The organism is Paenarthrobacter sp. OM7 (genome assembly GCF_029873575.1).
Classification (GTDB): Bacteria; Actinomycetota; Actinomycetes; order Actinomycetales; family Micrococcaceae; genus Arthrobacter.
In genome coordinates this window covers 2,602,066-2,628,663 of the sequence record NZ_CP123579.1, presented here as the reverse complement: position 1 = coordinate 2,628,663, position 26,598 = coordinate 2,602,066, and the positions used below count along the sequence as shown (strand labels likewise).

Annotated in this window: 27 protein-coding genes and 2 tRNA genes; 24 read left to right on the top strand and 5 right to left on the bottom strand. The window is 61.6% G+C overall.

Features of this window, described 5'->3' with window-relative positions:
• Nucleotides 1–144: 144 nt before the first annotated feature.
• The 8 genes from obgE (at nt 145) to QEH68_RS12075 (ending at nt 7,300) form a co-directional block, all read left to right on the top strand.
• Nucleotides 145–1,731, top strand: coding sequence for a GTPase ObgE (gene obgE, locus QEH68_RS12110; protein ID WP_280622977.1), 1,587 nt, complete (start codon nt 145–147; stop codon nt 1,729–1,731).
• Nucleotides 1,721–2,902 (top strand): glutamate 5-kinase, encoded by a 1,182-nt coding sequence (gene proB, locus QEH68_RS12105; RefSeq protein WP_280622976.1) that lies wholly within the window; start codon nt 1,721–1,723, stop codon nt 2,900–2,902. Before obgE ends, proB begins: the two co-directional genes overlap by 11 nt.
• A complete protein-coding gene (locus QEH68_RS12100; RefSeq protein WP_280622975.1) occupies nt 2,899–4,263 on the top strand; it encodes a glutamate-5-semialdehyde dehydrogenase in 1,365 nt (454 codons plus the stop codon). Before proB ends, QEH68_RS12100 begins: the two co-directional genes overlap by 4 nt.
• Nucleotides 4,264–4,344: 81 nt before the next feature.
• The gene (locus QEH68_RS12095) at nt 4,345–4,587 is read left to right on the top strand and encodes a hypothetical protein (RefSeq protein WP_089595294.1); all 243 of its coding nucleotides are present in this window, start codon (nt 4,345–4,347) and stop codon (nt 4,585–4,587) included.
• A 55-nt stretch (nt 4,588–4,642) separates the two neighbouring features.
• Nucleotides 4,643–5,266, top strand: a complete 624-nt coding sequence (nadD, locus tag QEH68_RS12090) for a nicotinate-nucleotide adenylyltransferase (protein ID WP_242703321.1) — start codon at nt 4,643–4,645, stop codon at nt 5,264–5,266.
• A gap of 7 nt (nt 5,267–5,273) precedes the next feature.
• Entirely contained in the window at nt 5,274–6,650 is a 1,377-nt protein-coding gene (locus tag QEH68_RS12085) for a hypothetical protein (protein ID WP_280622974.1), read from the top strand.
• Between the two features lie 58 nt (nt 6,651–6,708).
• Nucleotides 6,709–7,113 (top strand): ribosome silencing factor, encoded by a 405-nt coding sequence (gene rsfS / locus QEH68_RS12080; protein WP_091553904.1) that lies wholly within the window; start codon nt 6,709–6,711, stop codon nt 7,111–7,113.
• A 114-nt stretch (nt 7,114–7,227) separates the two neighbouring features.
• Nucleotides 7,228–7,300, top strand: a tRNA-Ala gene (locus QEH68_RS12075).
• Between the two features lie 105 nt (nt 7,301–7,405).
• Here the strand turns inward: QEH68_RS12075 and QEH68_RS12070 are convergent.
• Entirely contained in the window at nt 7,406–8,011 is a 606-nt protein-coding gene (locus tag QEH68_RS12070) for a ScbR family autoregulator-binding transcription factor (RefSeq protein WP_280622973.1), read from the bottom strand.
• 390 nt (nt 8,012–8,401) lie between these two features.
• On the opposite strand from QEH68_RS12070, the gene QEH68_RS12065 reads away from it, so the two are divergent.
• Nucleotides 8,402–8,474 (top strand) — tRNA-Ala (locus tag QEH68_RS12065).
• Between the two features lie 64 nt (nt 8,475–8,538).
• On the opposite strand, the gene QEH68_RS12060 is transcribed toward QEH68_RS12065, so the two are convergent.
• The gene (locus QEH68_RS12060) at nt 8,539–8,916 is read right to left on the bottom strand and encodes a cupin domain-containing protein (protein WP_089595289.1); all 378 of its coding nucleotides are present in this window, start codon (nt 8,914–8,916) and stop codon (nt 8,539–8,541) included.
• A gap of 187 nt (nt 8,917–9,103) precedes the next feature.
• Between QEH68_RS12060 and QEH68_RS12055 the strand changes: the two genes are divergently transcribed.
• The 5 genes from QEH68_RS12055 to QEH68_RS12035 all read left to right on the top strand — a co-directional run bounded on the left by QEH68_RS12055 (nt 9,104) and on the right by QEH68_RS12035 (nt 14,831).
• Nucleotides 9,104–10,249, top strand: coding sequence for a class I SAM-dependent methyltransferase (locus QEH68_RS12055; RefSeq protein WP_280622972.1), 1,146 nt, complete (start codon nt 9,104–9,106; stop codon nt 10,247–10,249).
• Between the two features lie 224 nt (nt 10,250–10,473).
• A complete protein-coding gene (locus QEH68_RS12050) occupies nt 10,474–11,673 on the top strand; it encodes an ROK family protein (protein WP_242703319.1) in 1,200 nt (399 codons plus the stop codon).
• Nucleotides 11,674–11,716: 43 nt separating this feature from the next.
• A complete protein-coding gene (locus tag QEH68_RS12045) occupies nt 11,717–13,090 on the top strand; it encodes an extracellular solute-binding protein (protein WP_280622971.1) in 1,374 nt (457 codons plus the stop codon).
• Nucleotides 13,087–13,956, top strand: coding sequence for a sugar ABC transporter permease (locus QEH68_RS12040; protein ID WP_280622970.1), 870 nt, complete (start codon nt 13,087–13,089; stop codon nt 13,954–13,956). Before QEH68_RS12045 ends, QEH68_RS12040 begins: the two co-directional genes overlap by 4 nt.
• 74 nt (nt 13,957–14,030) lie before the next feature.
• Complete coding sequence (locus tag QEH68_RS12035) at nt 14,031–14,831, top strand: carbohydrate ABC transporter permease (protein WP_242703630.1); 801 nt, start codon at nt 14,031–14,033, stop codon at nt 14,829–14,831.
• Nucleotides 14,832–14,837: 6 nt separating this feature from the next.
• Here the strand turns inward: QEH68_RS12035 and QEH68_RS12030 are convergent, their stop codons facing one another.
• Complete coding sequence (locus QEH68_RS12030) at nt 14,838–15,071, bottom strand: hypothetical protein (protein WP_089595283.1); 234 nt, start codon at nt 15,069–15,071, stop codon at nt 14,838–14,840.
• Nucleotides 15,072–15,204: 133 nt separating this feature from the next.
• On the opposite strand from QEH68_RS12030, the gene QEH68_RS12025 reads away from it, so the two are divergent.
• The 6 genes from QEH68_RS12025 to QEH68_RS12000 are packed head-to-tail and all read left to right on the top strand — an operon-like array spanning nt 15,205 to nt 20,251.
• Entirely contained in the window at nt 15,205–16,212 is a 1,008-nt protein-coding gene (locus tag QEH68_RS12025) for a MoxR family ATPase (RefSeq protein ID WP_280622969.1), read from the top strand.
• A 12-nt stretch (nt 16,213–16,224) separates the two neighbouring features.
• Nucleotides 16,225–17,154 carry a DUF58 domain-containing protein gene (locus tag QEH68_RS12020; RefSeq protein WP_280622968.1) on the top strand — a complete coding sequence of 310 codons (930 nt, stop codon included), beginning with the start codon at nt 16,225–16,227 and terminating at the stop codon, nt 17,152–17,154.
• Nucleotides 17,144–17,605: a hypothetical protein gene (locus QEH68_RS12015; RefSeq protein ID WP_280622967.1), complete on the top strand. Its 462-nt coding sequence runs from the start codon at nt 17,144–17,146 to the stop codon at nt 17,603–17,605. The genes QEH68_RS12020 and QEH68_RS12015 overlap by 11 nt, the downstream gene beginning before the upstream one ends.
• Entirely contained in the window at nt 17,596–18,576 is a 981-nt protein-coding gene (locus tag QEH68_RS12010) for a vWA domain-containing protein (RefSeq protein ID WP_280622966.1), read from the top strand. Before QEH68_RS12015 ends, QEH68_RS12010 begins: the two co-directional genes overlap by 10 nt.
• Nucleotides 18,573–19,550: a VWA domain-containing protein gene (locus QEH68_RS12005; RefSeq protein ID WP_280622965.1), complete on the top strand. Its 978-nt coding sequence runs from the start codon at nt 18,573–18,575 to the stop codon at nt 19,548–19,550. The genes QEH68_RS12010 and QEH68_RS12005 overlap by 4 nt, the downstream gene beginning before the upstream one ends.
• Nucleotides 19,547–20,251 (top strand): hypothetical protein, encoded by a 705-nt coding sequence (locus QEH68_RS12000; RefSeq protein ID WP_280622964.1) that lies wholly within the window; start codon nt 19,547–19,549, stop codon nt 20,249–20,251. Before QEH68_RS12005 ends, QEH68_RS12000 begins: the two co-directional genes overlap by 4 nt.
• A gap of 112 nt (nt 20,252–20,363) precedes the next feature.
• Here QEH68_RS12000 and QEH68_RS11995 read toward each other — a convergent pair whose 3' ends face one another.
• Together QEH68_RS11995 and QEH68_RS11990 are read right to left on the bottom strand one after the other, a co-directional pair.
• Nucleotides 20,364–20,867 carry a DUF2004 domain-containing protein gene (locus QEH68_RS11995; RefSeq protein WP_089595277.1) on the bottom strand — a complete coding sequence of 168 codons (504 nt, stop codon included), beginning with the start codon at nt 20,865–20,867 and terminating at the stop codon, nt 20,364–20,366.
• Nucleotides 20,868–20,917: 50 nt separating this feature from the next.
• The gene (locus QEH68_RS11990) at nt 20,918–21,883 is read right to left on the bottom strand and encodes a LysR family transcriptional regulator (RefSeq protein WP_207593715.1); all 966 of its coding nucleotides are present in this window, start codon (nt 21,881–21,883) and stop codon (nt 20,918–20,920) included.
• Nucleotides 21,884–22,279: 396 nt separating this feature from the next.
• Here QEH68_RS11990 and nrdH point away from each other — a divergent pair, with 396 nt between their 5' ends.
• From nrdH to nrdF, 4 genes are all read left to right on the top strand, one after another.
• The gene (gene nrdH, locus QEH68_RS11985; protein ID WP_011775022.1) at nt 22,280–22,522 is read left to right on the top strand and encodes a glutaredoxin-like protein NrdH; all 243 of its coding nucleotides are present in this window, start codon (nt 22,280–22,282) and stop codon (nt 22,520–22,522) included.
• 62 nt (nt 22,523–22,584) lie between these two features.
• Complete coding sequence (gene nrdI, locus QEH68_RS11980; RefSeq protein ID WP_207593714.1) at nt 22,585–23,055, top strand: class Ib ribonucleoside-diphosphate reductase assembly flavoprotein NrdI; 471 nt, start codon at nt 22,585–22,587, stop codon at nt 23,053–23,055.
• Between the two features lie 32 nt (nt 23,056–23,087).
• The gene (gene nrdE, locus QEH68_RS11975; RefSeq protein WP_207597569.1) at nt 23,088–25,208 is read left to right on the top strand and encodes a class 1b ribonucleoside-diphosphate reductase subunit alpha; all 2,121 of its coding nucleotides are present in this window, start codon (nt 23,088–23,090) and stop codon (nt 25,206–25,208) included.
• Between the two features lie 122 nt (nt 25,209–25,330).
• Entirely contained in the window at nt 25,331–26,305 is a 975-nt protein-coding gene (gene nrdF, locus QEH68_RS11970) for a class 1b ribonucleoside-diphosphate reductase subunit beta (RefSeq protein WP_011775019.1), read from the top strand.
• The last annotated feature ends 293 nt before the right edge of the window (nt 26,306–26,598 follow it).

The following is a 26,598-nucleotide window of genomic DNA, read 5'->3' as shown; positions in this document are numbered from 1 at the left end:
ACCGGTGGAGCGGGCCAAACGGCCCGCTCCACCATTCTTTTAACCGCATTACAATCGACTAGGGCGCTTTAGCGCACTGGTTTTGCAACAGCGCTGGCAACAGCAACAAACGCTGTAAGTAAGACAGCAACTGAGGAGATCCACGTGGCGAGCTTTGTAGACCGGGTAGTCCTGCACGTATCCGGCGGAACCGGCGGCCACGGCTGTGTCTCTGTAAAGCGGGAGAAGTTCAAGCCCCTCGGTGGCCCCGACGGCGGCAACGGCGGCAATGGCGGCGATGTCATCCTCCGGGTGTCCGCCCAGACCACCACGCTGCTGGACTACCACCATGCACCCCACCGCCACGCCACCAATGGTGGCCCGGGCATGGGCGACTGGCGCGGTGGCAAGAACGGCGAGACCCTGATTCTTCCGGTCCCCGACGGCACCGTCGTCAAGACCAAGGACGGCGAAGTCCTGGCAGACCTCGTGGGTGAGGGTACTGAATACGTCGCAGCTGCCGGCGGCCAAGGCGGCCTGGGCAATGCTTCCCTTTCCTCCCAGAAGCGCCGAGCGCCGGGCTTTGCCCTGTTGGGCATCGAAGGCGAATCCAGCGACATCGTCCTGGAACTGAAGTCCATTGCGGACATCGCGTTGGTCGGCTTCCCCTCTGCCGGCAAGTCCAGCCTGATCGCAGCCATGTCTGCTGCCCGGCCGAAGATCGCCGATTACCCGTTCACCACGCTCATTCCCAACCTGGGCGTGGTCCAGGCGGGAGAAGTCCGTTTCACCATTGCCGATGTCCCCGGTTTGATCGAGGGTGCCAGCGAAGGCAAGGGACTCGGGCACAACTTCCTGCGGCACGTTGAACGATGCGCGGCATTGGTGCACGTCCTTGACTGCGGAACCCTGGAGTCGGACCGGGATCCCCTGTCCGATCTCGCCATCATTGAGGCCGAGCTGGAGAAGTACGCGGTTGACATGAGTTACGCCGGTGTTGACGGCGAAGTTGTTCCCCTGAACGAGCGCCCCAAGCTGGTTGTCCTCAATAAGGTTGACCTGCCCGATGGCAAGGACATGGCTGAGTTCGTTCGTCCCGACCTGGAAGCGCGGGGTTACCGCGTGTTCGAAGTCTCGGCAACCAGCCACGAGGGCCTGCGCCAGCTCGGATTTGCCATGGCGGAGATCGTCAAGGCAGCGCGCGATGCCGTGGCAATCGCACCCCCCAAGGTTGCACCGCCGGTTCTGCGGCCCCGTGCGGTCAACGAGTCCGGTTTCAAGATCCGCCGCGAAGAAAAGAACCTCGAGCCGCTGTTCCGCGTTCTGGGCGAAAAGCCTGTGCGCTGGGTCAAGCAGACCGACTTCACCAACGAGGAAGCCATCGGCTATCTTGCCGACCGTCTGGCTAAGCTGGGCGTGGAAACTGAGCTCTTCAAGGTTGGCGCCAAGCCTGGCGACACCGTGGTCATCGGTGAAGACGACGGCGTGGTGTTCGACTGGGAGCCCACCATGATGGCCGGCGCCGAACTCCTGGCAACCCCCCGCGGTACCGACATCCGCGTTGCGGACATTGGCGACCGTCCTACACGTTCGCAGAAGCGCGATGAGCAGATTGAGCGCCGCGAAGCCAAGGCCGCCGCCCGTGCCGAGCTTGAAGCAGAACGCAAGGCCGGCATCTGGACCGAATCCGTCAGCGGCCGCCGCGCACAGACCGTGAGGGAGAGTACCCTGGACGCCGGTGATGACGACTAGGACCGTCGACGTTCCGGCCACGGCCGAAGGCCTTGAACGCCAGGCCCTCGCCACCGCCAAGCGGATTGTGGTCAAGGTGGGGTCCTCTTCCTTGACCAGCATCAAGGGCGGTATCTCCGAGAAATCCCTTGCGGGACTGGTGGACGCCCTGGCGGACAAGCGCAACGCCGGCACCGAGATCATTCTGGTCTCTTCGGGGGCCATCGCTGCGGGCCTGGCACCTTTGGGACTGGCCAAGCGACCCAAGGACCTGGCAACGCAACAGGCTGCCGCCAGTGTAGGCCAAGGATTGCTGATGGCCCGCTACACACAGGCATTCAGTGCCCACGGCGTCACCGTCAGCCAAGTGCTGCTGACCGCGGATGACCTCATGCGCCGCACGCAGCACACCAACGCTTTCAGGGCGTTGGACCGCCTGCTCAACCTTGGCGTGGTGCCAGTGGTCAACGAGAACGACACCGTGGCCACGCACGAGATCCGCTTCGGTGACAACGACCGGCTGGCCGCTTTGGTAGCCCACCTGGTCCGCGCGGATGCGCTGGTACTGCTGTCCGACGTCGATGCCCTCTATGACGGCCCGCCGTCCCAGGGTGCCAAGCGTATTCCGTTGGTTCAGGGTCCTCAGGACCTTGAGGACGTCACCATCGGCAAGGCTGGTAAGGCCGGCGTCGGAACCGGTGGAATGATGACCAAGGTTGAGGCGGCGTCGATCGCTGCCGGCTCGGGCATCCACGCTTTGGTGACGTCAACGGCCAATGCCGCGGCCGCCTTGGCGGGGGAGGACGTGGGGACTTGGTTCTCCGTCAATGGCAACCGCAAGCCGGTGCGCCTCCTGTGGCTGGCGCACCTGGCGACGGTTCAGGGACGCTTAATGCTCGACGACGGTGCTGTTAAAGCAGTCCGCGAACGGCACAGGTCACTCCTTCCCGCGGGCATTTCGGAGGTCAGCGGTGATTTCGAAGCCGGCGATCCCGTGGAGATGGTTGCCCATGACGGAACCGTGCTGGCGCGTGGGCTGGTGAACTACTCTTCGGAGGAACTTCCGCGCATGCTGGGCCGCACTACCCAGGAGCTCGGCCAGGCGATGGGCCGGGGTTACGACCGCGAAGTTGTTCATGTTGATGATCTGGTGCTCCTGCGGACGCCCCGCTCATCTAAACTTGGAGCATGACTGAAGCGCTGACCCCTGATGCCCCTGTGATCTCCGACGTTTCCGGTGTTGCCGGACAAACGCCGGAGAACCCTGTGGCAGGCGGCGCTCCGCTCTCCCCGGAGGATGTCCAGGCCGCCGTTCATGCCATTGCCGACCGTTCCCGCAAGGCTGCCCGCCGGATGGGCCAGGCGAACCGTGCCTGGAAGGATCGTGCGCTCCGTGCCATTGGAACAGCCTTGGTGGAGAACCGGAAGCATGTTTTGGAGGCCAACGCCAAGGACGTTGCCGCAGGTCGCGCCAATGGCACGTCCGCAGCGCTCCTGGACCGCCTCACGCTGACTCCTGCCCGGATCGATGGCTTGGTTGCGGCCCTGGAGAATCTGGCAGGCCTGCCGGATCCCGTAGGCAACGTAGTCCGCGGACAGACGCTCCCCAACGGCCTGCGCCTGCGCCAGGTCAACGTACCCATGGGCGTTGTGGCCGCCATTTATGAGGCCCGCCCGAACGTGACCGTTGATATCGCAGGCTTGGCCCTCAAGAGCGGCAACGCCGTGATTCTTCGTGGCGGGTCCGCTGCGGCGAACACCAATGAGGCTTTGGTGCGGATCCTTCGGGAAGCACTGGATTCGGTGGGCCTGCCGGCCGATGCTGTCCAGACCGTGGACCAGTACGGCCGCGAAGGTGCCAACGTGCTGATGCGTGCCCGCGGGCGCGTGGACGTCCTCATTCCGCGGGGCGGGCGGGACCTCATCCAGACGGTGGTCACCAACTCTGCCGTACCCGTTATTGAGACCGGCGAAGGCAACGTCCACATCTTCATCGACGAGTCCGCGAATGAAGAAATGGCTGTGGAGATCCTCCTCAATGCCAAAACACAGCGTCCCAGCGTCTGCAACACAGTTGAGACCCTGCTGGTGCACTCGGGCTCAACGGTGCTTCCTGCTGTTGCCAAGGCATTGCGGTCACAAGGGGTGACGCTCCATGTGGACGAGAGGATCGCCGCTGCCTTGGGCAGGGACGTTGAAACCGTTCCCGCTGACGACGACGATTGGGCCACCGAATACATGGACCTGGACCTTGCAGTGGCCATGGTGGACAGCCTGGATGAGGCCGTCAACCACATTCGCACGTGGACCACGGGACACACTGAAGCGATCCTCACCAACAACCTTGCCAACGCCGAGAAGTTCATCGCAGAGATTGATTCCGCTGCCGTGATCGTCAATGCCTCCACGCGCTTTACCGACGGCGGTGAACTGGGCCTCGGCGCCGAGGTGGGCATTTCGACACAAAAGCTGCACGCCCGGGGTCCCATGGGCCTCACGGAGTTGACCACCACCAAGTGGATCGTCCAGGGTGAAGGCCAAGTCCGCAGCTAGCAACGCTGTAACATAGAACAGAAGTCCGGAACGTCGGGATGCCCCGCCGTGCAAACATTTGAGAACCAACTAGGGGAGAAGATGCTGTTTCAGCAGATCGCCACGTCCATTGCCGCCCAAACTGAAGGCGGCGGCCACGAGGAACTCGCACCCCTGTGGGCAGAGCCGTGGGTCTTCGGCATCGTGATGTTTGCCCTGATGCTGGTCCTCCTGTTCGTCACCCTGTCCTACACCAACCTGGGCAACCGCCACGAGGCTGTTGAAGAGCACGCTGATCCGCACCGCCAGCACCCGAACAAGCACACCCACGGGCAGGGCCACTAACATTATTGCCGCAACACCACGTGGGGAGTCGGGGCGCAGGCTTCGGCTGGGCGTGATGGGTGGAACATTTGATCCAATCCATCACGGCCACCTTGTGGCTGCCAGTGAAGTAGCAGCCAAGTTCGGACTCGACGAAGTGGTTTTCGTGCCGACGGGACAGCCGTGGCAGAAGTCGCACAAACTTGTCAGCGAGCCGGAGCACCGGTACCTGATGACAGTGATTGCCACGGCATCCAACCCACGGTTCACTGTCAGCCGGGTTGACGTTGACCGTCCCGGCCCAACGTTCACCATAGACACCCTGCGTGATTTGCGGGCCCAGCGTCCTGACGCGGACCTGTTCTTCATCACCGGTGCGGACGCCTTGGCCCAGATCCTGTCCTGGAAAGATGTGGACGAGTTGTGGTCGTTGGCGCACTTCGTCGGGGTGACCCGTCCCGGACATGAACTGAACGACCTCGGACGGACTGATGACGTCAGCTTGCTCGAAGTTCCGGCTATGGCGATCTCCTCCACGGATTGCCGGATCCGCGTGGGCGCAGGCAATCCCGTCTGGTACCTGGTGCCGGACGGAGTGGTGCAATACATCGCAAAGTATGGTCTGTACGCGCCCCAGCCCGTGGCAGGGGAGCTGACGCCCGCACTGTCCGGATCAGACGACCAAGCACGTACTGAATGAGTTTTGAATGAGCAGCCAGGAACAGCGACCCATCCGCAGCAGGCGTGAGCTTCGCCGCGCCCGGGAAGAACAGTCGGGCGCCGCCGCGCAGCCGGATGCCACTGCGCACCCGGATGCCACTGCGCAGCCGGACGCGCAACCAGAAGCCACCGCGGAACCGACGGCGCAGCCGAAACCTGCCGCGGAGCCAAAGGTGCCGGCAAAAGCCGGCGTGGATTCCAAGGCCCCCACCACAAGTGCCGCTGCTGGCGCTGACCGTCCGGCTGGGTCTGACCGCCCCGCTGCCCGTAACCGCCGTGCCGCTGATGGTCCGGTGGATGCTGTAGGAACCGCCGCGCAAGAGCGATCCTCTCAGGTCCGGGCACGTGACCGTGCAGCCCTCCGGACCATCAAGGAACTCGCGGACAAGGAAGAACAGCTCTCCGGAGGTGGGCCTCCCACGCGGCGCCAGCTGCGGCTTCAGCAGCTCCAGGCCGAAGTTGCCACGTCAATGAACCCGATCGTTCCAGTGCCGGGTTCCGCGCAGGAAGCTGCAAAGCCGGGTGCTCCAACTGATGACGCCGGAAACGCCGACGCTACGAAGTCCGCGACCACCAAGCCCGGCATGGCAAAGCCCGAGGTTGCCACAGCCGGGGACGTCAACGAAACTCCCGCAGAGAAGAACACGCCCAAGGACAAGGCTCCGGATGCCGCCACGGAGTCCGGAATGTCCGTTGAGCAGGCCCTTGCAGTCCGTGAGTTGATCGCGGCGCAGGTTCAGAACCAGACGTCCAAGCTGGAACACATCGCCGAGCAGGATCCGTTGGCTGTTGATCCAGCGGTGTTGGCGGAGCAGATTGCCCTTGCCGAACGTGCGGCGGTGTTGAACAAACGAGCTGCAGCCAAGCAGAAGCTTGCCGAGCAGAACAAGGCTGAGCAGGGCAAGGTCGAGCAGGCAAAGTCTCCGGCGGCCACGTCAGGCCCTTCCACGGCCAACAACCTGGCCATGGTGACTCCTTTGGAGTTCGTCAAGGTTCCTGGTGTTGAGCGTCCGGTCATGAAGCGTCCCAGTACCACGTTCGTACCGTTGATCACCTCGGCAGGTCCAACTCTGGATGACCCGTCGCAGGTCAAGAAGCCAGGATCCCGAGGCCGCGCAGGAGTTCTTGCCCGGGCGGAAGCTGTAGCCAGGTCCGCCAGGAAGAAGCCTGCTGCACCTGTGGAGCGCAGCGAAGAGACGCAGCGCCCGCCCGTTTCTGCCAGTACGGCTTACGGACTTGATCCGTTGGACGTCAATACTGCAGGACTGGCACGGGCTCAGCGCAACAGGCTCCTGCAATACGGTGTTTTGGCCATGGGCCTGGTTGCGCTCATCGTCGGCATCATCATGATCACCAGCGGCTAGTTCCGCTTTATCCCGGCAAACGCCAAACCAAGGCCACCGGCCACAACAAGGAGTCCCCGTGTCTGCACATGAACAATCCATCACCCTCGCCCGTCACGCAGCGCGTGCAGCGGCCGATAAGCTCGCCGAAGACATTGTTGCGCTTGATGTGAGCGAGCGCTTGGCGCTTACTGACATCTTCCTTATCGCGTCTGCTCCCACTGAGCGCCAGGTTAACGCAATCGTCGATGGCATCGAGGAAGAACTGCTCAAGCAGGATCTCCGTCCCGTGCGTCGTGAGGGCCGCTCCGAAGGCCGTTGGGTCTTGCTGGATTATGCGGACATCGTAATCCACGTCCAGCACGCAGAAGATCGCGTGTTCTATGCACTGGAGCGCCTCTGGAAGGACTGCCCTGTGGTGGATCTGGAGCTCGGTGACGATGCCTCCGCCAAGGCTGTTTCCGCGGAGGACTCAGAGCACTAGAAGCTACGGCAACCGAATATGCCCGATTTGGAATTTTCGGAAATGCTGTTCTAAGATATTTGAGTTGCTTCGGCGCGGATGGCTGAAATGCTGAACGTGAAGCAGCAAGAATATGGGGCTGTGGCGCAGCTGGTAGCGCACCTGCATGGCATGCAGGGGGTCAGGGGTTCGAGTCCCCTCAGCTCCACAATCAAAGGTCCTGCTTTCGTCAAGAAAGCAGGACCTTTCTTGTACCCGGAATCAATTGATCCAGCTGGCTGTACCGGGCTCACGCAGTTGGGTGATCAGCGGGTCATGGAACCTGCGGCTGGGTCCTAGCGCCTGATGTCAGGGTTGGCAGCATGAATTCCCACATTTGTTCGATCCTGGCCATAACGTCGGCGCGCGCGGTGAGAACCTCGGAAACCATCTGGACTCCGGTGAAGGATGCAATCAGGTATCGGGCAAAGGCAGCGGCATCCAGATCGGCCCGGACATCCCCCTCCGTCTGGGCTTGAGCCAATAACTGGTGGGTGGTGTTGATCCAGTCCTGATACGGGGCGGAAACGTCAGCTTGGAATGCGGAGGCTTCAAAGGTGAGCCGGATACCACCTTGCACTATCGGTTCATCCAACAACTGCTGCCCGAACATTCTGCAGAGGCTGATGATCTTTTCCAAGGCAGTGTTGTCGGAACCGGCGATCTCCGAGCCCGCCGACTGGACCAAGGCGTGTTGTTCGTCGATGACCGCCAGGGCAAGCTCCCGCTTGGACGTGAAATGGAAGTAGAGGGCGCCCTTGGTCACGCCCGCGCGCTTGGTGATGTCAGCCAGGCTGGCGTTTCCGTACCCAATCTCAGCGAAGACGCGGGCTGCGCCTTCAATGACTGCCAGTCGGGTGTCCTGCGCACGTTGCTGCATCGGTAGTGGCTGACCTTTCGAGCGATGTGGTGGGGTCGGATGATCTGGCAGGGGATGCTGGCAGTGGCACCTCCGGAACCCATAACGCTATCACCGGGCGCGGCCGGGTCAGTCAAATAAACCGACTGGACAGTTTGGTTTCTGAAGGTATCGATCTTAGACTTCATGGGGGCGGAGCTGGATGACAGCACGCTCCCAGGCGGCCGGTTTGGGGGGAGGCGCGGTGGATTCGTCCAGCGCGCCTCGGCTGCCGGGTTTCATTGGTAAGCCGCGGCCCCGGGGGTGACGCAGTTCACGGTTGGCCGATTTCGCTTCTCGATGGATTGTGGTTAGTATTGACGAGTTGCTTCGACGGGAAGAGAAAAACTTCACCGGAAAATCAACAAATCCGGGGCTGTGGCGCAGCTGGTAGCGCACCTGCATGGCATGCAGGGGGTCAGGGGTTCGAGTCCCCTCAGCTCCACTTCGGAAAAAGACCCCGCTCACTTGAGCGGGGTCTTTTTGCATGTACTGAAAACCGAATCTCCTTATCCAGGCGGGCGGGCGAACTCGGCGCCGCTGACGAACTCGACACCTTGGAACGGTTCGTCGCCTACAACGTGGGCATTGTGGCCCGGCGGGATCGTGTAGGAGTCGCCGGCAGCGATACTGATCTGGCCGCCGTCGTCGGTTTCAACGTCCAACTTGCCGGAAACGCAGAATCCGACGTGGCTCAACTGGCAGGAGTCGGTGCCCACCACAGGTTTGATGCAGTCAGCCCAGGTCCAACCGGGCTCAAAGGTCATACGGCCGATTGTGTATTCTCCTACGGTGACGAGGTCCAGAACGGTCTTATCCGGGCGGCGCGTTTCGTCGGGAGAGTTGTGGGACTTTACTTCAAGGTTCGTGACAACATTGACACTCATGGCTTCTCGCAGGGGAGGGGGAGCCGGATGATGGATGGTCCCGGTGCCTGGCTCCCTTGTCACCGCGACGTGTGCCGGCCGCCTCTGTGATGGTTCAACCAAACTGACGGGACAGCCAGGTGTTTAGGTGCTGCACTTTCAGGTTCCTCCCAAGCACTGGCAAAGTCGAGTCAAAAACGCAACGAAAGTGAGAACCTCCATCGTGACGGCATTGGAACTGGAGACCCTGTTTGGCTCCTTGAGCAGGCTCCCGGACGTCGAAGCGGAGAATTTGCAGGCCTACGACGCCACTGACCGGATTTTGCTGGAGACAGCGGCAGAAATGGTAGGCCAGGAAACCGGGGTTGTCGTCATTGGCGACCGTTACGGTGCCCTGACGCTGGGTGCGCTGGTGGGACTCGGCGTCGGGCATGTCCGTGTTCACCAAGACCTTGTCACGGGGCGGCTCGCGTTGGAGCGCAACGCAGCTGCAGCAGGTCTCGAGGGCCGTTTCACGCAGCACGGTTTAGGCCCGGAATTGCTCGGCAATGCAGGGCTGGTACTTGTTCAATTGCCGAAGTCGCTCGCTGAGTTGGAGGAAACCGCCGACGCCGTTGCGCGGTTCGCAGCGCCGGATACGGTGGTGTTGGCAGGCGGCCGTGTCAAACATATGTCCACCGGGATGAATTCAGTCCTGGAGAAGTACTTCTCCACTGTCCAACCACAACTCGCCCGCCAGAAATCCAGGGTGCTCATTGCCCGGGATCCCCAACCGGTTCCGGACACACCACCATTCCCCGTTGTGGAACCATTGCAGGAGTTGGGAATCACGGTTTGCGCTCATGGCGCAGTCTTCTCCGGAGCCCGCCTGGATATTGGGACGCGTTACCTGCTGACCTTCCTGGACCGGATGCCGGCTGCCCGCCGCGTGGTGGACCTGGGATGTGGCACGGGGATCCTGGCCACCATGTATGCACGGCGCCATGAGGAGGCGAACGTGGTGGCAACGGACCAATCCGCTGCTGCTGTTGCCTCGGCCCGGGGTACGGCGGCGGCCAATGGTGTGGGGGATCGGGTGGCCGTCCTTCATGATGACGCGATGTTCACGCTTGCACCCGGCAGCGCGGACCTCATCCTGCTGAACCCGCCGTTTCATGTAGGGGCCAGTGTCCATGCAGGCGCTGCGCTGAAGATGTTCCAGGCCGCCGGACGTGTGCTGGCGCCAGGTGGGGAGTTGTGGACCGTCTACAACAGTCACTTGCAGTACCGGGGTGCGCTGGAACGGCTTATTGGACCTACGTCGGAGGAAGGCCGCAACCCCAAATTCACGGTGACACGCAGCCTCAAATCCTGAGGTCACCGTCATCAAGGGCCGGTGCAGGAAGCTGTCACATACAATTCAGTGGCATCGTTACCAACCCCTGACTTCGTCGCCAGCGTGTGCTCGTACCTGTGGGGCTGTGCGTATCGTACGATGCAGACAGAGACTAAACCCGACCAAGTTTTTCCGAATGACGAGGGGCATCAGTGACTGAGATCCGGCAGCCGACACCGAGGCGCGGAACGAATCTACCCCGTATGGGGGACTTCAATCTGACCGTCATTCTGGAGGCGATCCGGCGGTCAGCGCAGGGACTCAGCCGCGTGGAGCTGGCACAGATTGTTGGACTTTCCCCCCAAACCATTTCCAATATTTCCCGGCGCCTGCTGGATCAAAAGCTGATCGTCGAAGCCGGCAAGGAAGGATCGGGGCCGGGCAAGCCGCGGACCATCCTTCGGTTGAACCCGGCTGGGATGTACGCCGTCGGTGTCCATCTGGACCCGGCCGTCATCACTTTCGTGGTCCTTGACCTGTTGGGCGACGTCGTCAGGCATTCCCGGATGTCCACCCCTGGCGGGGACCCCGCCGGCGTGATCACCAGCATCGCCGCGCAAATCAAGGTCCTGGTCGAAGAATCGGGCGTGGACGCATCCAAGATCGCTGGTCTTGGCGTTGCCGTCCCTGGACCGATTGACCTGGATGAAGGCTCTGTAGTGGAGCCGCCCCTGCTGACCAGGTGGAATCGGGTGCGTATCCGCGAGGCCCTGAGCGAAGCCACCGGGCTGGAGACCCTGGTTGACAAGGACGTCACCAGTGCAGCTGTTGCTGAGACCTGGGCCGGAGGCGCGAGCGGTGCCGGCAGCTTTGTTTTTATGTACATGGGTACCGGCATCGGTTGCGGAATCGTGCTCAACGATGAAGTAGTGCGTGGAACCTCCGGCAACGCCGGCGAAATCGGCCACATCGTGGTTGACCCTTCCGGACCTCTTTGCGATTGCGGACTGCACGGATGCGTTAAGTCCTCCTGCATCCCTCAGGTCCTGGTGGCCGAAGCCGAAGCAGCCGGTGTCCTGGACGGTCACCGTGAGGGGGCAGACGGCCCCGAGGTCCAGGAACGTTTTGCAGCGCTGTGCGACCAAGCCGACGCCGGGAACCAAAAAGCCATTGCCATTCTGGACAAATCGGCCACTCTTGTGGCTCGTGCCGTGTCCGTAGTGACCAATACCCTGGATGTGGAGCGCGTGGTTTTCGGTGGTCCCTTCTGGGGCCGTATGTCGCCCTACTTCCTGGAGCGGGTTCCGGAACTGCTGGACAGGAACAATGCCGCCCGCATGATCCATGACCTGGAAGTTGTAGGCACGGGAGTGGGCGAGGACGTGGGCGCCATCGGTGCAGCATGTCTCGTCCTGGAGCACATGCTGGCACCGCGGGCCCAGCGGCTCCTTCTGGAAGGCTGAATCAGCACGACGTTTGACGGATTGGAGCACCATGGGCCGCCCGATGAAGTTAGCCGGTATCAAACACGTGGCGCGGAAGTTTGCCGCCATCGCTTCAGCCACCGCCGTCCTTGTGGCAGCCAGCTCCTGTTCGCCTGCGCCTGACGCGGCCGGGAACAAGACGCTGAAGATCGTCTATCAGAAGACGGATGCCTTTACTGCCCTCGACGCAGTCATGCAGGACGCCAAGAAGGAGTTCGAGGCAGCCAACTCCGGGGTTGCCGTTGAGCTTCAGCCCATCCAAGCCAACGACGACGACTACGGAACCAAGCTTGCCCTGGCCCAGCGTTCCGCGGAAACGGCACCGGATGTCTTCTATGAGGACACCTTCAAGGTCCGTTCGGACGTCGACGCCGGGTACCTCCTTAAGCTTGATGGCTACCTTGAGAAGTGGGACGACTGGTCCCTGTTCAACGAAGCAGCCAAAGCGGCCGGCCGGGCAGATGACGGCAGTATTTATGCGGTGCCGCTCGGTACGGACACCAGAGCTATTTGGTACAACAAGGCAGTCCTTCAAAAGGCGGGCATTTCTTTGCCCTGGCAGCCAAAGACCTGGGATGACATCCTGACCACGGCCCGCGCAGTGAAGGCATCCGATCCCAACGTGATCGCCTTCAACATGTACGCAGGCAAGGGGACCGGCGAGGGCACAGTCATGCAGGGCTTCTATGAACTCCTCTACGGGACAGACAGCACCTTGTATGACGAGAACGCCAGGAAGTGGGTAGTCGGGTCCCAGGGATTTACTGACTCACTGGCGTTCTTGAAGACCCTCTACGACGAAAAACTCGCAGTGAGCCCCGCCGAGGCCTTGGATGCCAACGTCTGGAAGAAGGTCTTTGGCGAGTGGTTCCCGCAAGGCAAACTGGCGGCCACCGTGGAAGGTTCCTACACGCCGTCGTTCTGGCAAAAGGGTGGGGCGTACGAGTGGGCAGGATATGAGCAGGACATGGGCGTCGCGATGTTCCCCACCAGGAATGGCCAGGAGCCCGGAGGTGTCAGTATGTCCGGCGGCTGGACGCTTGCGGTGGGTGCGAAGAGCAAGAACCCTGACCTTGCCTTCCAGTTCCTCACCACTGCTCTGAACAAGAAGAACGCGTTGGCGTACGACATCAACAATTCGCAGATTGCCGTCCGGACCGATGTCGCCGCGGAAGCGGATTATTTGGCGGCCAACCCGTTCGTCAAGGATGTCTCGGACCTGGTGGCCGTAACGCATTACCGGCCCGCCACTGCTGACTATCCGAAGATTTCCACTGCACTCCAAGTGGCCACGGAGTCAGTAATAACGGGCAAGCAAAGCCCCGAGGATGCCGCGGCAGAATACGATGCCACCGTCCGGAAGCTTGTGGGTGAGGACAAGGTCCTGGAGAAATGACCATCCGCCGCATCCTGCGGCTCCTGCCGGTAGTTCCGTCGATTCTGTTGCTCCTGCTTTTCCTCGTGGCCCCGGTGGCTTGGTCCTTTTATGCGTCCTTCACAAATGCGTCGTTGACGGGCAAAGCGGCGCAGGACCCGCAGTGGGTGGGCGCCGACAACTACGCCCGGATGTTCAGCGATGACTCGTTTCCGCTGTCGGCCTGGCTGACCGTGGTCTTTGTCGCGGCGTCGGCGGTGTTGGGGCAGAATGTGCTGGGCCTGCTGATTGCGCTGCTGATGACGCGTTCACGGAAGGTGGTCTCCTCCGTGGTGGGTACGGCAGTTGTTGCGGCCTGGGTCCTCCCGGAAATTGTGGCTGCGTTTGCCGCCTATGCCTACTTCAACCGGGAAGGAACTCTGAACCAACTGGCCGGCATCGTAGGTGTCGACGGCGTGGACTGGCTGTATTCGTTCCCCCTTGTGGCGATCATCCTGGCCAATACCTGGCGCGGCACCGCTTTTTCCATGCTGGTGTACCGGGCGGCTTTAGCGGACGTACCCCGGGATATATCCGAGGCCGCGCTCATGGACGGCGCCCGGGGGTGGCAAAGGCTCACTTTCATTACCCTGCCTCTGATCCGGAGCAGTATCACCACCAACCTGATGTTGATTACGCTGCAGACGCTGGCCGTTTTCACCCTCATCTGGGTGATGACAGCGGGCGGTCCTGCCAACGCCAGCACCACTTTGCCGGTCTTGGCGTACCAGGAGGCGTTCAAGTTTGGTGACATCGGCTATGGAACGGCGGTGGCGTCGGTCCTGATCCTGCTGGGCATGGTGTTCGGTGCGCTCTACGTTCGGCTCCTGAGGGAGCGTCGCCCGTGACCACCAAGGGACTGCGAGCGCGGCAGAAGGCACCAGGCACGACGACGGGCGGCACCGCCCGTTCCAGGGACAGGTTGGGTGCGGATATCGCCTTGGCCGTGATCGGTGTCTGCTTTGTGGCGCCTTTATTGTGGTTGCTGCTGGCCGCCGTCGATCCCCAGGCCGGATACCAGACCAAGGTGCCATCGGCGCCGTCGACCGCCAACTTCAGTGCGGTGCTGACTCCTGAGCTGCTGTTTCAGCCGTTGGCCAACAGCTTGTGGTTGTCTGCCGGTACGGCTGTGGTGAACCTTCTTGCTGCTGTGTTGGCCGCTTATCCGTTGTCCAGATATCAGTCCCGGTTCAACAAGCCGTTCATGTACACGGTGCTGTTCGGCACCTCGCTGCCGGTGACGGCCATTATGGTGCCCGTGTATGGGTTGTTCGTCCAACTGCACCTGTTGGATTCCATGGCAGCCACTATTTTCTTCATGGCGACCACTACTTTGCCCATGGCGATCTGGATGACCAAGAACTTCATGGACTCGGTTCCTTTGGAACTGGAGGAGGCGGCCTGGATGGACGGGGCGTCAGCCATGGCGGCGTTGCGTACCATCGTCCTGCCGCTGATGAGGCCGGGGCTGGGCGTGGTGTTCATCTTTGTCTTCATCCAGGCGTGGGGAAACTTCTTTGTTCCCTTCATCCTGTTGTTGTCACCGGGCAAGCAACCGGCGGCGGTGTCCATCTTCAGTTTCTTCGGTCAGCACGGAGCGGTCGCTTACGGCCAGTTGGCAGCGTTTTCCATCCTGTACTCGGTCCCGGTGCTGCTGCTCTACGCGTTGGTGTCCCGGGGCATGGGGAACTCTTTTGCCCTGTCTGGGGCTATGAAGGGTTAGCGGCGCTCAGTCGATGTCCTCGATGATCTCGCCGTACGGTATGGACTCGTCCAGGTGGGCCTGATGTCCGGTAGAGCCTGTGTTGTAGGTGATCCGGACCCCGTGGCGCTCGTCGGCGGCTGATTGCAGGAGGACGGGCCGAACGGCGTCGATGACGTGCTGGTCCTGGGCGGCGAGGTACTTCTGATAGGCGGCTGGTAGCTGATGCATGGCAAAAGGATAGACCTCGGAGGGCTGCATGGGGAGGGGTCCCCATTGCGGCCCTGAACAGGGCAGGCTTCGATAGAGTGGCCCATGCAGGCGGAAGCACTGATCCCGGCTTTGTTGCCGGCTGCCTGCCGGGAGACGTCAGACGCCAGCGAGGGGACCACGAGTGCAACAGACCACAGCCACGGCCGGTATCGACGCACCGGACATGGCCCGTGCCCAACAACTCGTGGGCAGCATTATCCGGAGTTTCGAGAACAAAGTGGTGGGCCAGTCCAGGCTCCGCGAGACCTTGGTCATCGGTTTGTTGACGGGCGGCCACGTGCTGCTAGAAAGTGTGCCGGGCCTTGCCAAGACCACTGCGGCCCAGGCCATCGCGGAATCGGTCAGCGCGGAGTTCCGCCGGATCCAGTGCACTCCCGACCTGTTGCCCAGTGACATCGCAGGCACACAAATTTTCGATGCCGCCAAAGGAACCTTCATCACGCAGCTGGGCCCGGTCCATGCCAACATCGTGCTCCTGGATGAGATCAACAGATCCAGCGCGAAGACCCAGAGTGCCATGCTCGAGGCCATGCAGGAACGGCAGACCTCCATCGGTGGCGAGTCCTACCCTTTGCCGCAGCCGTTCCTGGTGCTGGCTACACAGAACCCGATCGAGCAGGAAGGGACGTACCGGCTCCCCGAAGCCCAAATGGACCGCTTCATGCTCAAGGACGTCCTGGACTACCCGAGTCCGGCCGAGGAAGCCGAAGTCATCCGCCGGATTGACGCCGGTGTGTTCGATGCCGACCAGAAGCCGCCGGCTGCTGCCTCACTGGACGCTGTTGTCCAGGTCCAGAACCTCGTGCGACGGGTCTACATCGACCCCGCGATCGTCAGGTACATCGTGGGCCTTGCCTACGTCACCCGCAATGCTTCCCAATATCTGGAGCCCAAGCTCGCCAACCTGGTGGAGTTCGGCGCCAGCCCCAGGGCCAGCATTGCCTTCAGCCAGGCAGCCAGGGCCCTGGCCTTGCTGAACGGCCGAGACCACGTCATTCCCGAGGACGTCAAAAACCTCGCCCACCGGATCCTGCGGCACCGCATCATTCTCGGGTTCGATGCTGTGGTTGAAGGCGTCCCGGTGGAAACTGTCATTGATGCCGTCGTGGCGTCTGTCCAGACACCGTAGCGGGGACTACGCGTGCCCAGCCTGCTTCGCCGGGTTAAGTCGAAGATGTTCATCTTCGCCCACCGGAGGACACTGACCCTGCTCGATGGTGAATACGGCTCCGTTTTCACAGGCCGCAGCCTGGACTTTGATGAACTGCGGGCCTACGTTCCTGGAGATGAAGTCAGGGATATTGATTGGAAAGCCACCGCACGGCACGGATCGCCCCTGGTCAAGCGGTATGTGGCGGTTCGCCGTCACTCGGTGCTGTTGCTGGTGGATACCGGACGGACCATGGCTGCCCAGGCTTTGTCTGGTGAATCCAAGAAGGACATCGCTGTGCAGGCAGCCGGAGTGCTGGGGTATCTGGCGTGTCGCCACGGTGACGACGTCGGCCTCCTGCACGGGAACGAGACCACAACCCGGTATGTACCTCCCCGCAGCGGCGAGGAGCACCTGGAACGCTTGCTGCAGGAGGTCGATGCGGGCGTCGTCCTGGACGGGCCGCCCAGTTCCCTCGCGGAGCAACTCGACTACGTCCTGAGATACCTGAAGGGGCGCCTGCTCGTGGTTGCCGTGACGGACGAGTTCATGCCCGATGCCCGTACTGAGGGGCTGATGCGCAGGCTTCGGGCCAGGCACGAAGTCCTGTGGCTGACAGTGCGGGACGCGAACCTCACACCGGTGGCAGACAAAGGTGCCACGAACAGTACGGATGTGGGCACCGGGCAGGGAATCCCCGCGCTGCTGGCCGCCGACAGCAAGATCCAGGCAGCCTATGAAGCTGCCATGGTGGAACGCGGAGAACGTCGCAGCTCCATCTTCCGCCGATTGGGCATAGCCGAGGAACAAACCTCAGGCAGTGCGGACGTCCTGCCTGCCGTCTTTGCACTCCTTGAGAAGCACCGTTCGGGTGGGCCAACTGCCAGGGGTTCCGGTGGAGGTGGCAATCGTGCAGGATGATGCCGGCTTCTACGCGCCACTGCAGTATCAGCCGCAATGGTTCTGGGCCGGCCTGCTGATAGTGGTGGTGGTGGGTGCTTGGTATGCCTGGATCTTCCGGCCCATTCGCCGGAGACCACCAGCCGGACAAGGACCGCCACAGCAGGACCTGGACGCCCTGCGTTCTGCGTGCCTCGCGGCCATCAACGCCACAGCAGAAGACGCCGACGCCGGACGGATACCAGTGCGCGACGCCCACCAAAGACTTAGCTTCCTCGTGCGGGAGTTCGCCGGGGCAGCCACGGGGCTACCCGTCACGTCCATGACGCTGGAAGATCTCCGCCGCCAAGGTCTCGAGGAACTTGCTGAAGGAATCGCGGGCATCTACCCCAACGAATTCTCCCGTGTGCCAATCCACCCCGTGGGGCACTCAGCAGAGACTGCGCGACAGGTGGTGATCGGATGGAACTGAGCTACTGGTGGATCCTTCCCCTTGCCGCAGCAGCGGTGGCCATCAGCGCCTGGCTGTACCGCCGTCGTCGTCCTCCACGGACCCGGCCCGTCGCGCACGGAGACCGCCTGACCGACCTGCCGGAGTACCAGCACGCATTACGCAGGTACCGGCTGCGGCTGATGGTGTCAGTGGCGCTGGGTGTCGTATTCCTCGCCGCCACCGCTACAGCTGCCGCCCGGCCCGTCCTGCGCGCCACGGAGCAACCGGAAATCCGGAACAGGGACATCGTGCTCTGCCTGGACGTGTCCGGATCCATGACCAGCACCGATGCCGCCATAGCCACCGTGTTCCAGGAACTCGCCAAGGAATTCGACGGCGAGAGGATCGGCATGGTCATCTTCGACAGCAGCAGCGTGCAACTCTTTCCCCTCACGGACGACTACGACTACGCCGCCGAACAGCTCGCCGAAGCCAAGGAAGCCTTGGACAGCGGGGCAGGATCCTTCTTCGACGGCACGTGGAACGGCGCAGGCTCCTCGCTGATCGGCGACGGCCTGGCGTCCTGCGTGCAGAGCTTTCCCGATGACGCAGGCGCCACCGATGCCCAGCGCTCGCGGTCCGTGGTGTTGGCCACTGACAATTTCCTCTCCGGCGAGCCGATCTTCAGCCTGCAGGAAGCAGCAGCACTGGCAGTCGACAAAAACGTGAAGGTCTATGCCCTGAACCCCAGCGACATGGACTACGGCAACCAACCTGATGAACCCGGTGCCCAACTCAGGGCTGCCGCTGAGGGTACCCAGGGCGCCTACTTCACCGTGGACGGCGCTGAGGCCGTGCCGGGCATTGTGGGGAAAGTGCAGGAAACAGAAGCCACCAGCTACCGGGCAGCTCCTCAGTCGGTAGTAGCCGATGCTCCCGCCTGGCCGCTCGGGATTGCCCTGCTTGCCGGAACGGGCATGCTGGTGGTCGGATGGAGGCTGGAACCATGACGTTTGCACCGGTCTTTCCATGGCCCCTGTTGGTCCTGGCCTTCGCCGCCATGCTGATGTTCACCGTGCTGGCCCTGACACGGAACGCGAGGCCGGCAGCGTTGCGGGGCGCCGCCGTCGTGCTTCTGCTCCTTGCCGCGCTCCGGCCGGGTTGGCCCGGTGGACAGGCCAACACCGCCACCGCGGAGATGGACGTCTTCTTCGTGGTGGACACCAGCACCAGCATGGCAGCCGAAGACTACAACGGCTCCAGTACCCGCCTGACGGGGGCCCAACGTGATGTCATGGCGATAGCCAAGGAGCTCGCCGGTGCCAAATTCTCCCTGATCACGTTCGACAACCAGGCCACCGTCCGAATGCCCCTCACCCGCGACGCCACCGCGCTGCAGACTGCCATGACCACGCTCCAACCCCAAAACGCCCGATACGCCAAGGGAAGCAGCGTCACCGGTGCGGCACAGCTCCTCAAAGACCGGCTTGCCGCGGCCAAGGAGCAACACCCGGGCAGGCCTGCTCTGGTCTTCTACGCCGGCGATGGCGAGAACACCAGCGCCGAGCGGCCAGCGGCCATGGACGCCGCCAACGTAGCCGGGGGAGCAGTCCTTGGATACGGCACCCCTCAGGGAGGACGCATGAAGGAAACCCCGGATGCCGACGCCGGCTACCTCAAGGACCGCAGCTCCGACACCACGCAGGACGCCGTTTCACGCATCGACGAAGACCAACTCCGCGCTATCGCCGAGCAACTCCGCCTCCCCTACGCACACCGGACCGGGACAGAGCCGCCGTCGGACATGCTTGCAAAAGCCCAGCCAGATGTCCTCACTATCAGCGACGCGGACACCCCCGGACGCATTGAGCTCTACTGGCTCCTCGCCCTGGCTGCCTTCCTGCTGGCATTGCACGAACCACTGCGCCACCTCGCCGCACTCCTGAACCTCCGGCCTGCAGCAGCAAAGGAGCGCACCCCATGACCCACGACGTACGACGACGGCGACTCCGCCTTGCGCTGTGGTCCGCGCCGGCGGCCCTGCTGGCGCTCGCAGTTGCCGCGAAACTCCTGGGTGTGGGCGTCCTGGGTGGTGCAGCCGCGGAGTCCTACGCAGCCGGTCAGGAAAATGACGTTGCCCGGGCTGCCTCCTGGCTCCATGTAGCCAACTTCGTGGAGCCGCACAAGGCGTCGTTCGCCTCCGGGGACGCCCGGGTGCTGGCCGGTGACTTCGCCGCTGCACGGGAAGAGTTCGAGACGGCTTTGCGGCTCGGCCCAGGTGATGACGAGTGCAAAGTCCGGGTCAACCTTGTCCTGAGCATCGAGAAATTGGGGGACGCGGCAGGGGACGGTGACGCTGCGGCCCGGCTGCTTGCGGAAGGACTTGCTGTCGCCGAAGCATCACCGCCGCAATGCCATGCTGTTGGTCCCGCCAACGCCGCAGGGGAGGGCGCAGCCCTTGACGCGGCGGAGGACCGGCTCACGAACAAAATCGCCGAAGGAAAGACGCAAAGCGGCACGGCGCAGCAGCCTTCCGGGGAATCCCCGTCCACGCCTCCACAGGAACAGCTCAAACAGTTGGAGGAGAGCGCGCAACGAGCCCAACGGGAACGCTCGGAGGGGCAGGAACGCGGAGAATACCTGCGCAGTCCTGACGATGGCCCTCGCGTTGACAGGCCATGGTGAACGTATGGGTGAATAAAGTTCACGAATCCTTGGACTCACATCGGACAACAGCGATGGCGGCCGGCCACCATGAGGTGACCGGCCGCCGTCGTTCGCTGTTAAGTGTTGCTGGCTACTCCCAGAGGATTTCGTCATCCACCACGCCGTCTTCGTCGGCTGCGACCACCAGGAGTTCGTCCGTGAAATGAGATCCGAGGGTGAAGTCCAGCACAAAATACCGCTCAGGCTGTCCGGGGTAGATGGCTACGTGGCCGAGCTTGAGGGCCTTCAGGAACACATCATTGGTTAGTTGGCCCTTGTCCCGGACGCCGAAGACCGATTCCAGCTGCTCGTCCTTGAGCTGTGAGCTATGGAAATGCAGGAATTGCTGGGGATTGGTGCCGTCCTGGTCAAGCTCTTCGGCAATCATTTCCCTGACCTGGTCCACGAGTTCGGGCAGGAAGCGCAACCTGTAGTCCACCTTGCGCATGGCGGCCTCATCGAAGTGGTCGTGCGCGGTGACATTGAGGTCCAGCTCCAACTGGTTGCCGGCGAGTTCGTGTCTTGCGACGAAGCAATGTTCACGCCCGTGGTTGAGCTCGATCTCCCCAAAATGTTTGCTCGCTACCTTGCCCATGTGATCAATCTAACCCCATCAACCGGCGGGTTCCAGCACTTGGGGATATTTCACCGGCGCCGTTGCGGGGCCTTGACAGGCGCGGTTTTCAAGGGGTGAAGTCCGCTCTTACCCGACGTCTCCCGGAGGGTGTCGGCCAGCAGTTGTGTGAACAACTGCACTTGCGCCGTCCGCTTTTCGTTGATGAGCAGTGCGAAGACGTTGCGCGCCAGCCGAATGTCCGGGACGTCAAGGACCACGACGCCGGATGGCCGGTTCCGGAGCGCCAGTTCGGGTACCAGCGAGGCACCCAGGCCGGCGGCGGTCATCTCCAAGCTGGCGTGGAAGTCGTCGCTGTACGCCACCACCCGTGGATGGAGGTTGCAGCTGGCGAACAGGCGCTCGATCACCAGGGCGTCGCTGGTGCCGGGGTGGTGGACGATCCACGGCATGTCGGACAGGTGAGCGGCTTCTATCTCGGCGTCCTCCCGGATTTTCCAGGATGCAGGCAGCACCACCCTGAAGTCGTCGTCGCCGATCCACTGCCGTTCCAGGGAGTGTGGCCAGGCCAGTCCGGACTGCCCCACCTGGTAGACCAGCGCCACGTCCAGTTCGCCGCCGCTGCGCAGTCCCTGGATGGTTTGGGCGGGCTCCGCCACGGAGACACGGAGCTCAATGCCCAGCCCGTTCCACCGATCGTTCCGGAGGATTTCCGGCAACACGTAGGTGGCAAGGCTGGGGAAGATGCCAAGCCTCAGTTCCTGCGCGGGGGAGTCGTTGGTTCGTGAAGCGGCAGCCATGAGGGCTTCGACGTCTGTCAGTACCTTCGATGCGTGCCGGGTCATGGTCACGGCAGCTTCCGTGGGGACAACGCTCCGCGCCGACCGTTGGAAAAGCTCGACGCCGGTATCGCGTTCCAGCGCGGCCATCTGTTGGGAGACTGCCGAGGCTGTGTAGCCAAGCTGGGCGGCGGCAGCAGCGAAGGAACCCAAGCGGGTTACTTCCATCAGCGTCCGGAGGTGGAGGAGATTGACCATCAGCAGATTTTAGCTGTTCGCCACGCCACATTTTCAAAGTGTCACGACACGCCGTATCCGGGCGACACGCTGGAGATTAAATGTGGCTAAGTAGTCCACAGGGTGTGGATGACATCTCTCAATTTGGCGGAATCACGGACATTTTGAGGGCCCACGCCTGTGGACGAGCGGTGGATTGAATGACATACTTGTAATACATCATCTTGGGGTTCCAGTTCGACGCTTGCACTACATGTAGTATCGATTTACGGATTGAGCGGGAAACCAGCACAAGACAAAATCAGAGCGTGTTGGCTGTCACGGCAGCCCGCGGGCCGGTATCGGATTCAGTAGCTAGTTCCGGTTGAGCCCGCCAGATACGAAGAGCGACAGACTTCAACTAAGGGGACAGGGATCATGACCGTAACGGTTTACACCAAGCCGGCCTGTGTTCAGTGCAACGCAACCTACCGGGCACTCGACAAGAAGGGCATTGCCTACCAGAGTGTCGACATCTCCCAGGATGCCGAGGCCCTCGAGCGCCTCAAGGCACTGGGCTACATGCAGGCTCCGGTCGTCGTAACCGAGCAGGACCACTGGTCTGGTTTCCGCCCGGACAAGATCGAGGAACTGGCCCAGGCCGTTTCCTCCGTGGCCTAAGTTTCATCCAAACTTCGCCACCACAGCACACTAAGAATTCCTATGTAGTCGAGGTGACTCCCATGGCACCGCTGGCAGCGGCACCCGTACGCGATGCTGCGGAAGCTGTGACCACGAGGAGTCACCTCATCTACTTTTCCTCGACCTCCGAGAACACCAAACGATTCGTCGAAAAATTGGGTACGGATGCGGCGCGCATCCCGCTATACGCCCAGGATGCCCCGCTTCGAGCCCTCGAACCCTTCGTCCTTGTACTGCCCACTTACGGCGGAACAAACGGCGAAGGTTCCGTGCCGAAGCAAGTCATCAGATTTCTCAACGATTCCAGGAACAGGGAACTGATCCGCGGTGTTATCGGAGCAGGGAACACCAATTTCGCGGACAACTACTGCGCGGCGGGAGACATCATCTCCGTCAAGTGCAAAGTGCCGCATCTTTACAAATTTGAACTCATGGGAACGCCGGAAGACGTTCAGCGGGTCAACGAAGGGCTGGAAAAGTTTTGGACACAACTGTCGCAGAAACAGAAGTAACCGGGGGCGCTGTGGACACGGTCAAGAAGCCGCTGCCTGAGGCTTTCAAGGGCTTGGGTTATCACGAGCTCAACGCCATGCTGAACCTGTATGGCCCCAACGGCGAGATCCAGTTCGAAGCCGACCGTGAGGCTGCGCACCAGTACTTCCTGCAGCACGTGAACAACAACACGGTGTTCTTCCACGATCTGGAAGAGAAGCTCGATTACCTGGTGAAGAACCAGTACTACGAGCGCGAAACCCTCGACCAGTACACGATGAACTTCATCCGCGACCTCTTCAACCGCGCATACAAGAAGAAGTTCCGCTTCGAAACCTTCCTTGGCGCCTTCAAGTTCTACACGTCCTACACGCTGAAGACTTTCGACGGCAAGCGTTTCCTGGAGCGCTACGAAGACCGCGTGTGCATGGTTGCCCTTCACTTGGCACGCGGCGACGAAGACCTGGCCAACCGCCTCGTCGATGAGATCATCGACGGCCGCTTCCAGCCTGCTACGCCTACGTTCCTCAATGCCGGCAAGGCACAGCGCGGCGAGCTCGTCTCCTGCTTCCTGCTCCGCATCGAAGACAACATGGAGTCGATCGCCCGCGCCATCAACTCCGCGCTCCAGCTCTCCAAGCGTGGCGGCGGTGTAGCGCTTTCTCTCACCAACATCCGTGAACACGGTGCTCCGATCAAGCAGATCGAAAACCAGTCCTCCGGCGTCATCCCCGTGATGAAGCTCCTCGAAGACAGCTTCTCCTACGCAAACCAGCTCGGTGCCCGCCAGGGTGCAGGTGCCGTATACCTGCACGCACACCACCCGGACATCCACCGCTTCCTGGACACCAAGCGTGAGAACGCCGACGAGAAGATCCGTATCAAGACGCTCTCCTTGGGTGTTGTGGTTCCGGACATCACGTTCGAACTCGCCAAGAAGAACGAGGACATGTACCTCTTCTCCCCGTACGACGTCGAGAAGGTCTACGGTGTCCCGTTCTCCGATATTTCGGTGACCGAGAAGTACTACGAGATGGTTGACGATTCCCGGATCAAAAAGACCAAGATCTCTGCCCGGGAGTTCTTCCAGACCCTCGCGGAGATCCAGTTCGAGTCCGGCTACCCGTACATCATGTTCGAGGACACTGTGAACCGGGCCAACCCGATCGACGGCAAGATCACCATGAGCAACCTCTGCTCGGAGATCCTCCAGGTTTCCTCGCCGTCCATCTACGCCGAAGACCTCAGCTACGAGACCGTGGGCAAGGACATTTCCTGCAACCTCGGTTCCATGAACATCGCCAAGACCATGGATTCGCCGGACTTTGGTCGTTCCATCGAGACGTCCATCCGCGCCCTCAGCGCTGTGTCCGACATGTCCTACATCAACTCGGTGCCGTCCATCGCACAGGGCAACGCCCAGAGCCACGCGATCGGCCTTGGCCAGATGAACCTTCACGGTTACCTTGCCCGCGAGCACGTCCACTACGGTTCCGAAGAGGGCCTGGACTTCACCAACATCTACTTCTACACGGTGCTGTTCCACGCTCTGCGCGCTTCCAACCGCCTGGCCATCGAGACCGGCCAGAAGTTCGGCGGCTTCGAGAAGTCCACCTATGCTTCGGGTGAATTCTTCGACAAGTACACCGAGCAGGAATGGGTCCCGGCAACGGAACGCGTCTCCGAGCTCTTCGCCGGCCACCACATCCCCACGCAGGATGACTGGCGCGAGCTGAAGGCCTCGGTCATGGAGCACGGTATCTACAACCAGAATCTCCAGGCCGTACCGCCTACCGGTTCCATCAGCTACATCAACAACTCCACGTCGTCGATCCACCCGGTGGCCGCCAAGATTGAAATCCGCAAGGAAGGCAAGATCGGCCGCGTCTACTACCCGGCTCCGTACCTGACCAACGACAACCTGGAGTACTACCAGGACGCCTACGAAATCGGCTACGAGAAGATCATCGACACCTACGCCGCTGCCACGCAGCACGTGGATCAAGGCCTGTCCCTGACGCTGTTCTTCAAGGACACCGCCACCACGCGTGACATCAACAAGGCCCAGATCTACGCATGGCGCAAGGGCATCAAGACCCTCTACTACATCCGTCTCCGCCAGCTCGCGCTGGAGGGCACTGAGGTGGAAGGTTGCGTCAGCTGCATGCTGTAATCAGCCTTTATCGGTTGATTAGTTGCGGCCCCGGCTGCACTCAAAACTAAAGAGTACGACGGCGGGTTTCCACCCGCCGTCGTAGGCTTATCTCAAGAAAACCATCGCTTTAAGGGGATGAAATGACCGAAAAGGTCAAGCTGCTGACACACGTCGAGGCCATCAACTGGAACAAAATCCAGGACGACAAGGACGTGGAAGTCTGGAACCGGCTGGTCAACAACTTCTGGCTCCCGGAAAAGGTGCCGCTGTCCAACGACGTCCAGTCGTGGCACACCCTGACGCCGGATGAGCAGCAGCTCACCATGCGCGTTTTTACTGGCCTCACGCTTCTGGACACCATCCAGGGCACGGTTGGCGCCGTTTCGCTGATCCCGGATGCGATCACCCCGCACGAAGAAGCCGTGTACACCAACATCGCCTTCATGGAGTCGGTGCACGCAAAGTCCTACTCGTCCATCTTCTCCACCCTGTGCTCCACCAAGGAGATTGACGACGCTTTCCGCTGGTCACTCGAAAACGAGAACCTGCAGAAGAAGGCGCAGATCGTCATGGATTACTACCAGGGCGACGATCCCCTGAAGCGCAAGGTTGCCTCCACGCTGCTGGAGAGCTTCCTGTTCTACTCGGGCTTCTACCTGCCCATGTACTGGTCCTCGCGCGCCAAGCTCACGAACACGGCCGACCTCATCCGCCTCATCATCCGTGACGAGGCCGTGCACGGTTACTACATCGGCTACAAGTTCCAGAAGGGCTTGGAGAAGGTTTCCGAGGCACGCAAGCAGGAAATCAAGGACTACACGTTCGAGCTGCTCTTTGAGCTGTACGAAAACGAAGTCCAGTACACCCACGACCTCTATGACGGAGTCGGCCTGGCCGAAGACGTCAAGAAGTTCCTGCATTACAACGCCAACAAGGCCCTCATGAACCTCGGCTACGAGGCGATGTTCCCGGCGTCCGTCACCGACGTGAACCCGGCCATCCTGTCGGCCCTGTCCCCGAACGCCGACGAGAACCACGACTTCTTCTCCGGCTCGGGCTCCTCCTACGTGATTGGCAAGGCTGTCAACACGGAGGATGAGGACTGGGAGTTCTAGGCACTTGTGTAGATTGACAGCCCAAATGGTCCTTGTGCCATCCAAGTTGGTCCCAGCTTCGAGGCCGGCCTGTGTGCAGGGATCTGCGTGACGTTGTTGAAAGGTTTTTGGGCCCGGACTAGTTGGGCGGCCACACGCTTATCCGTTCTGCAGCGTCAGACAATCGCTACTGGATTTTAGGGTCGCGGCACCGGGGAGTAGTGGATCCCTCACCCCAGTTCGGCTGTGGGCAATGCGGACTCATTCATCGTGCTTTGAAGCCCCGGTTCTCTGCAGCTTTACGCTGAGGGACC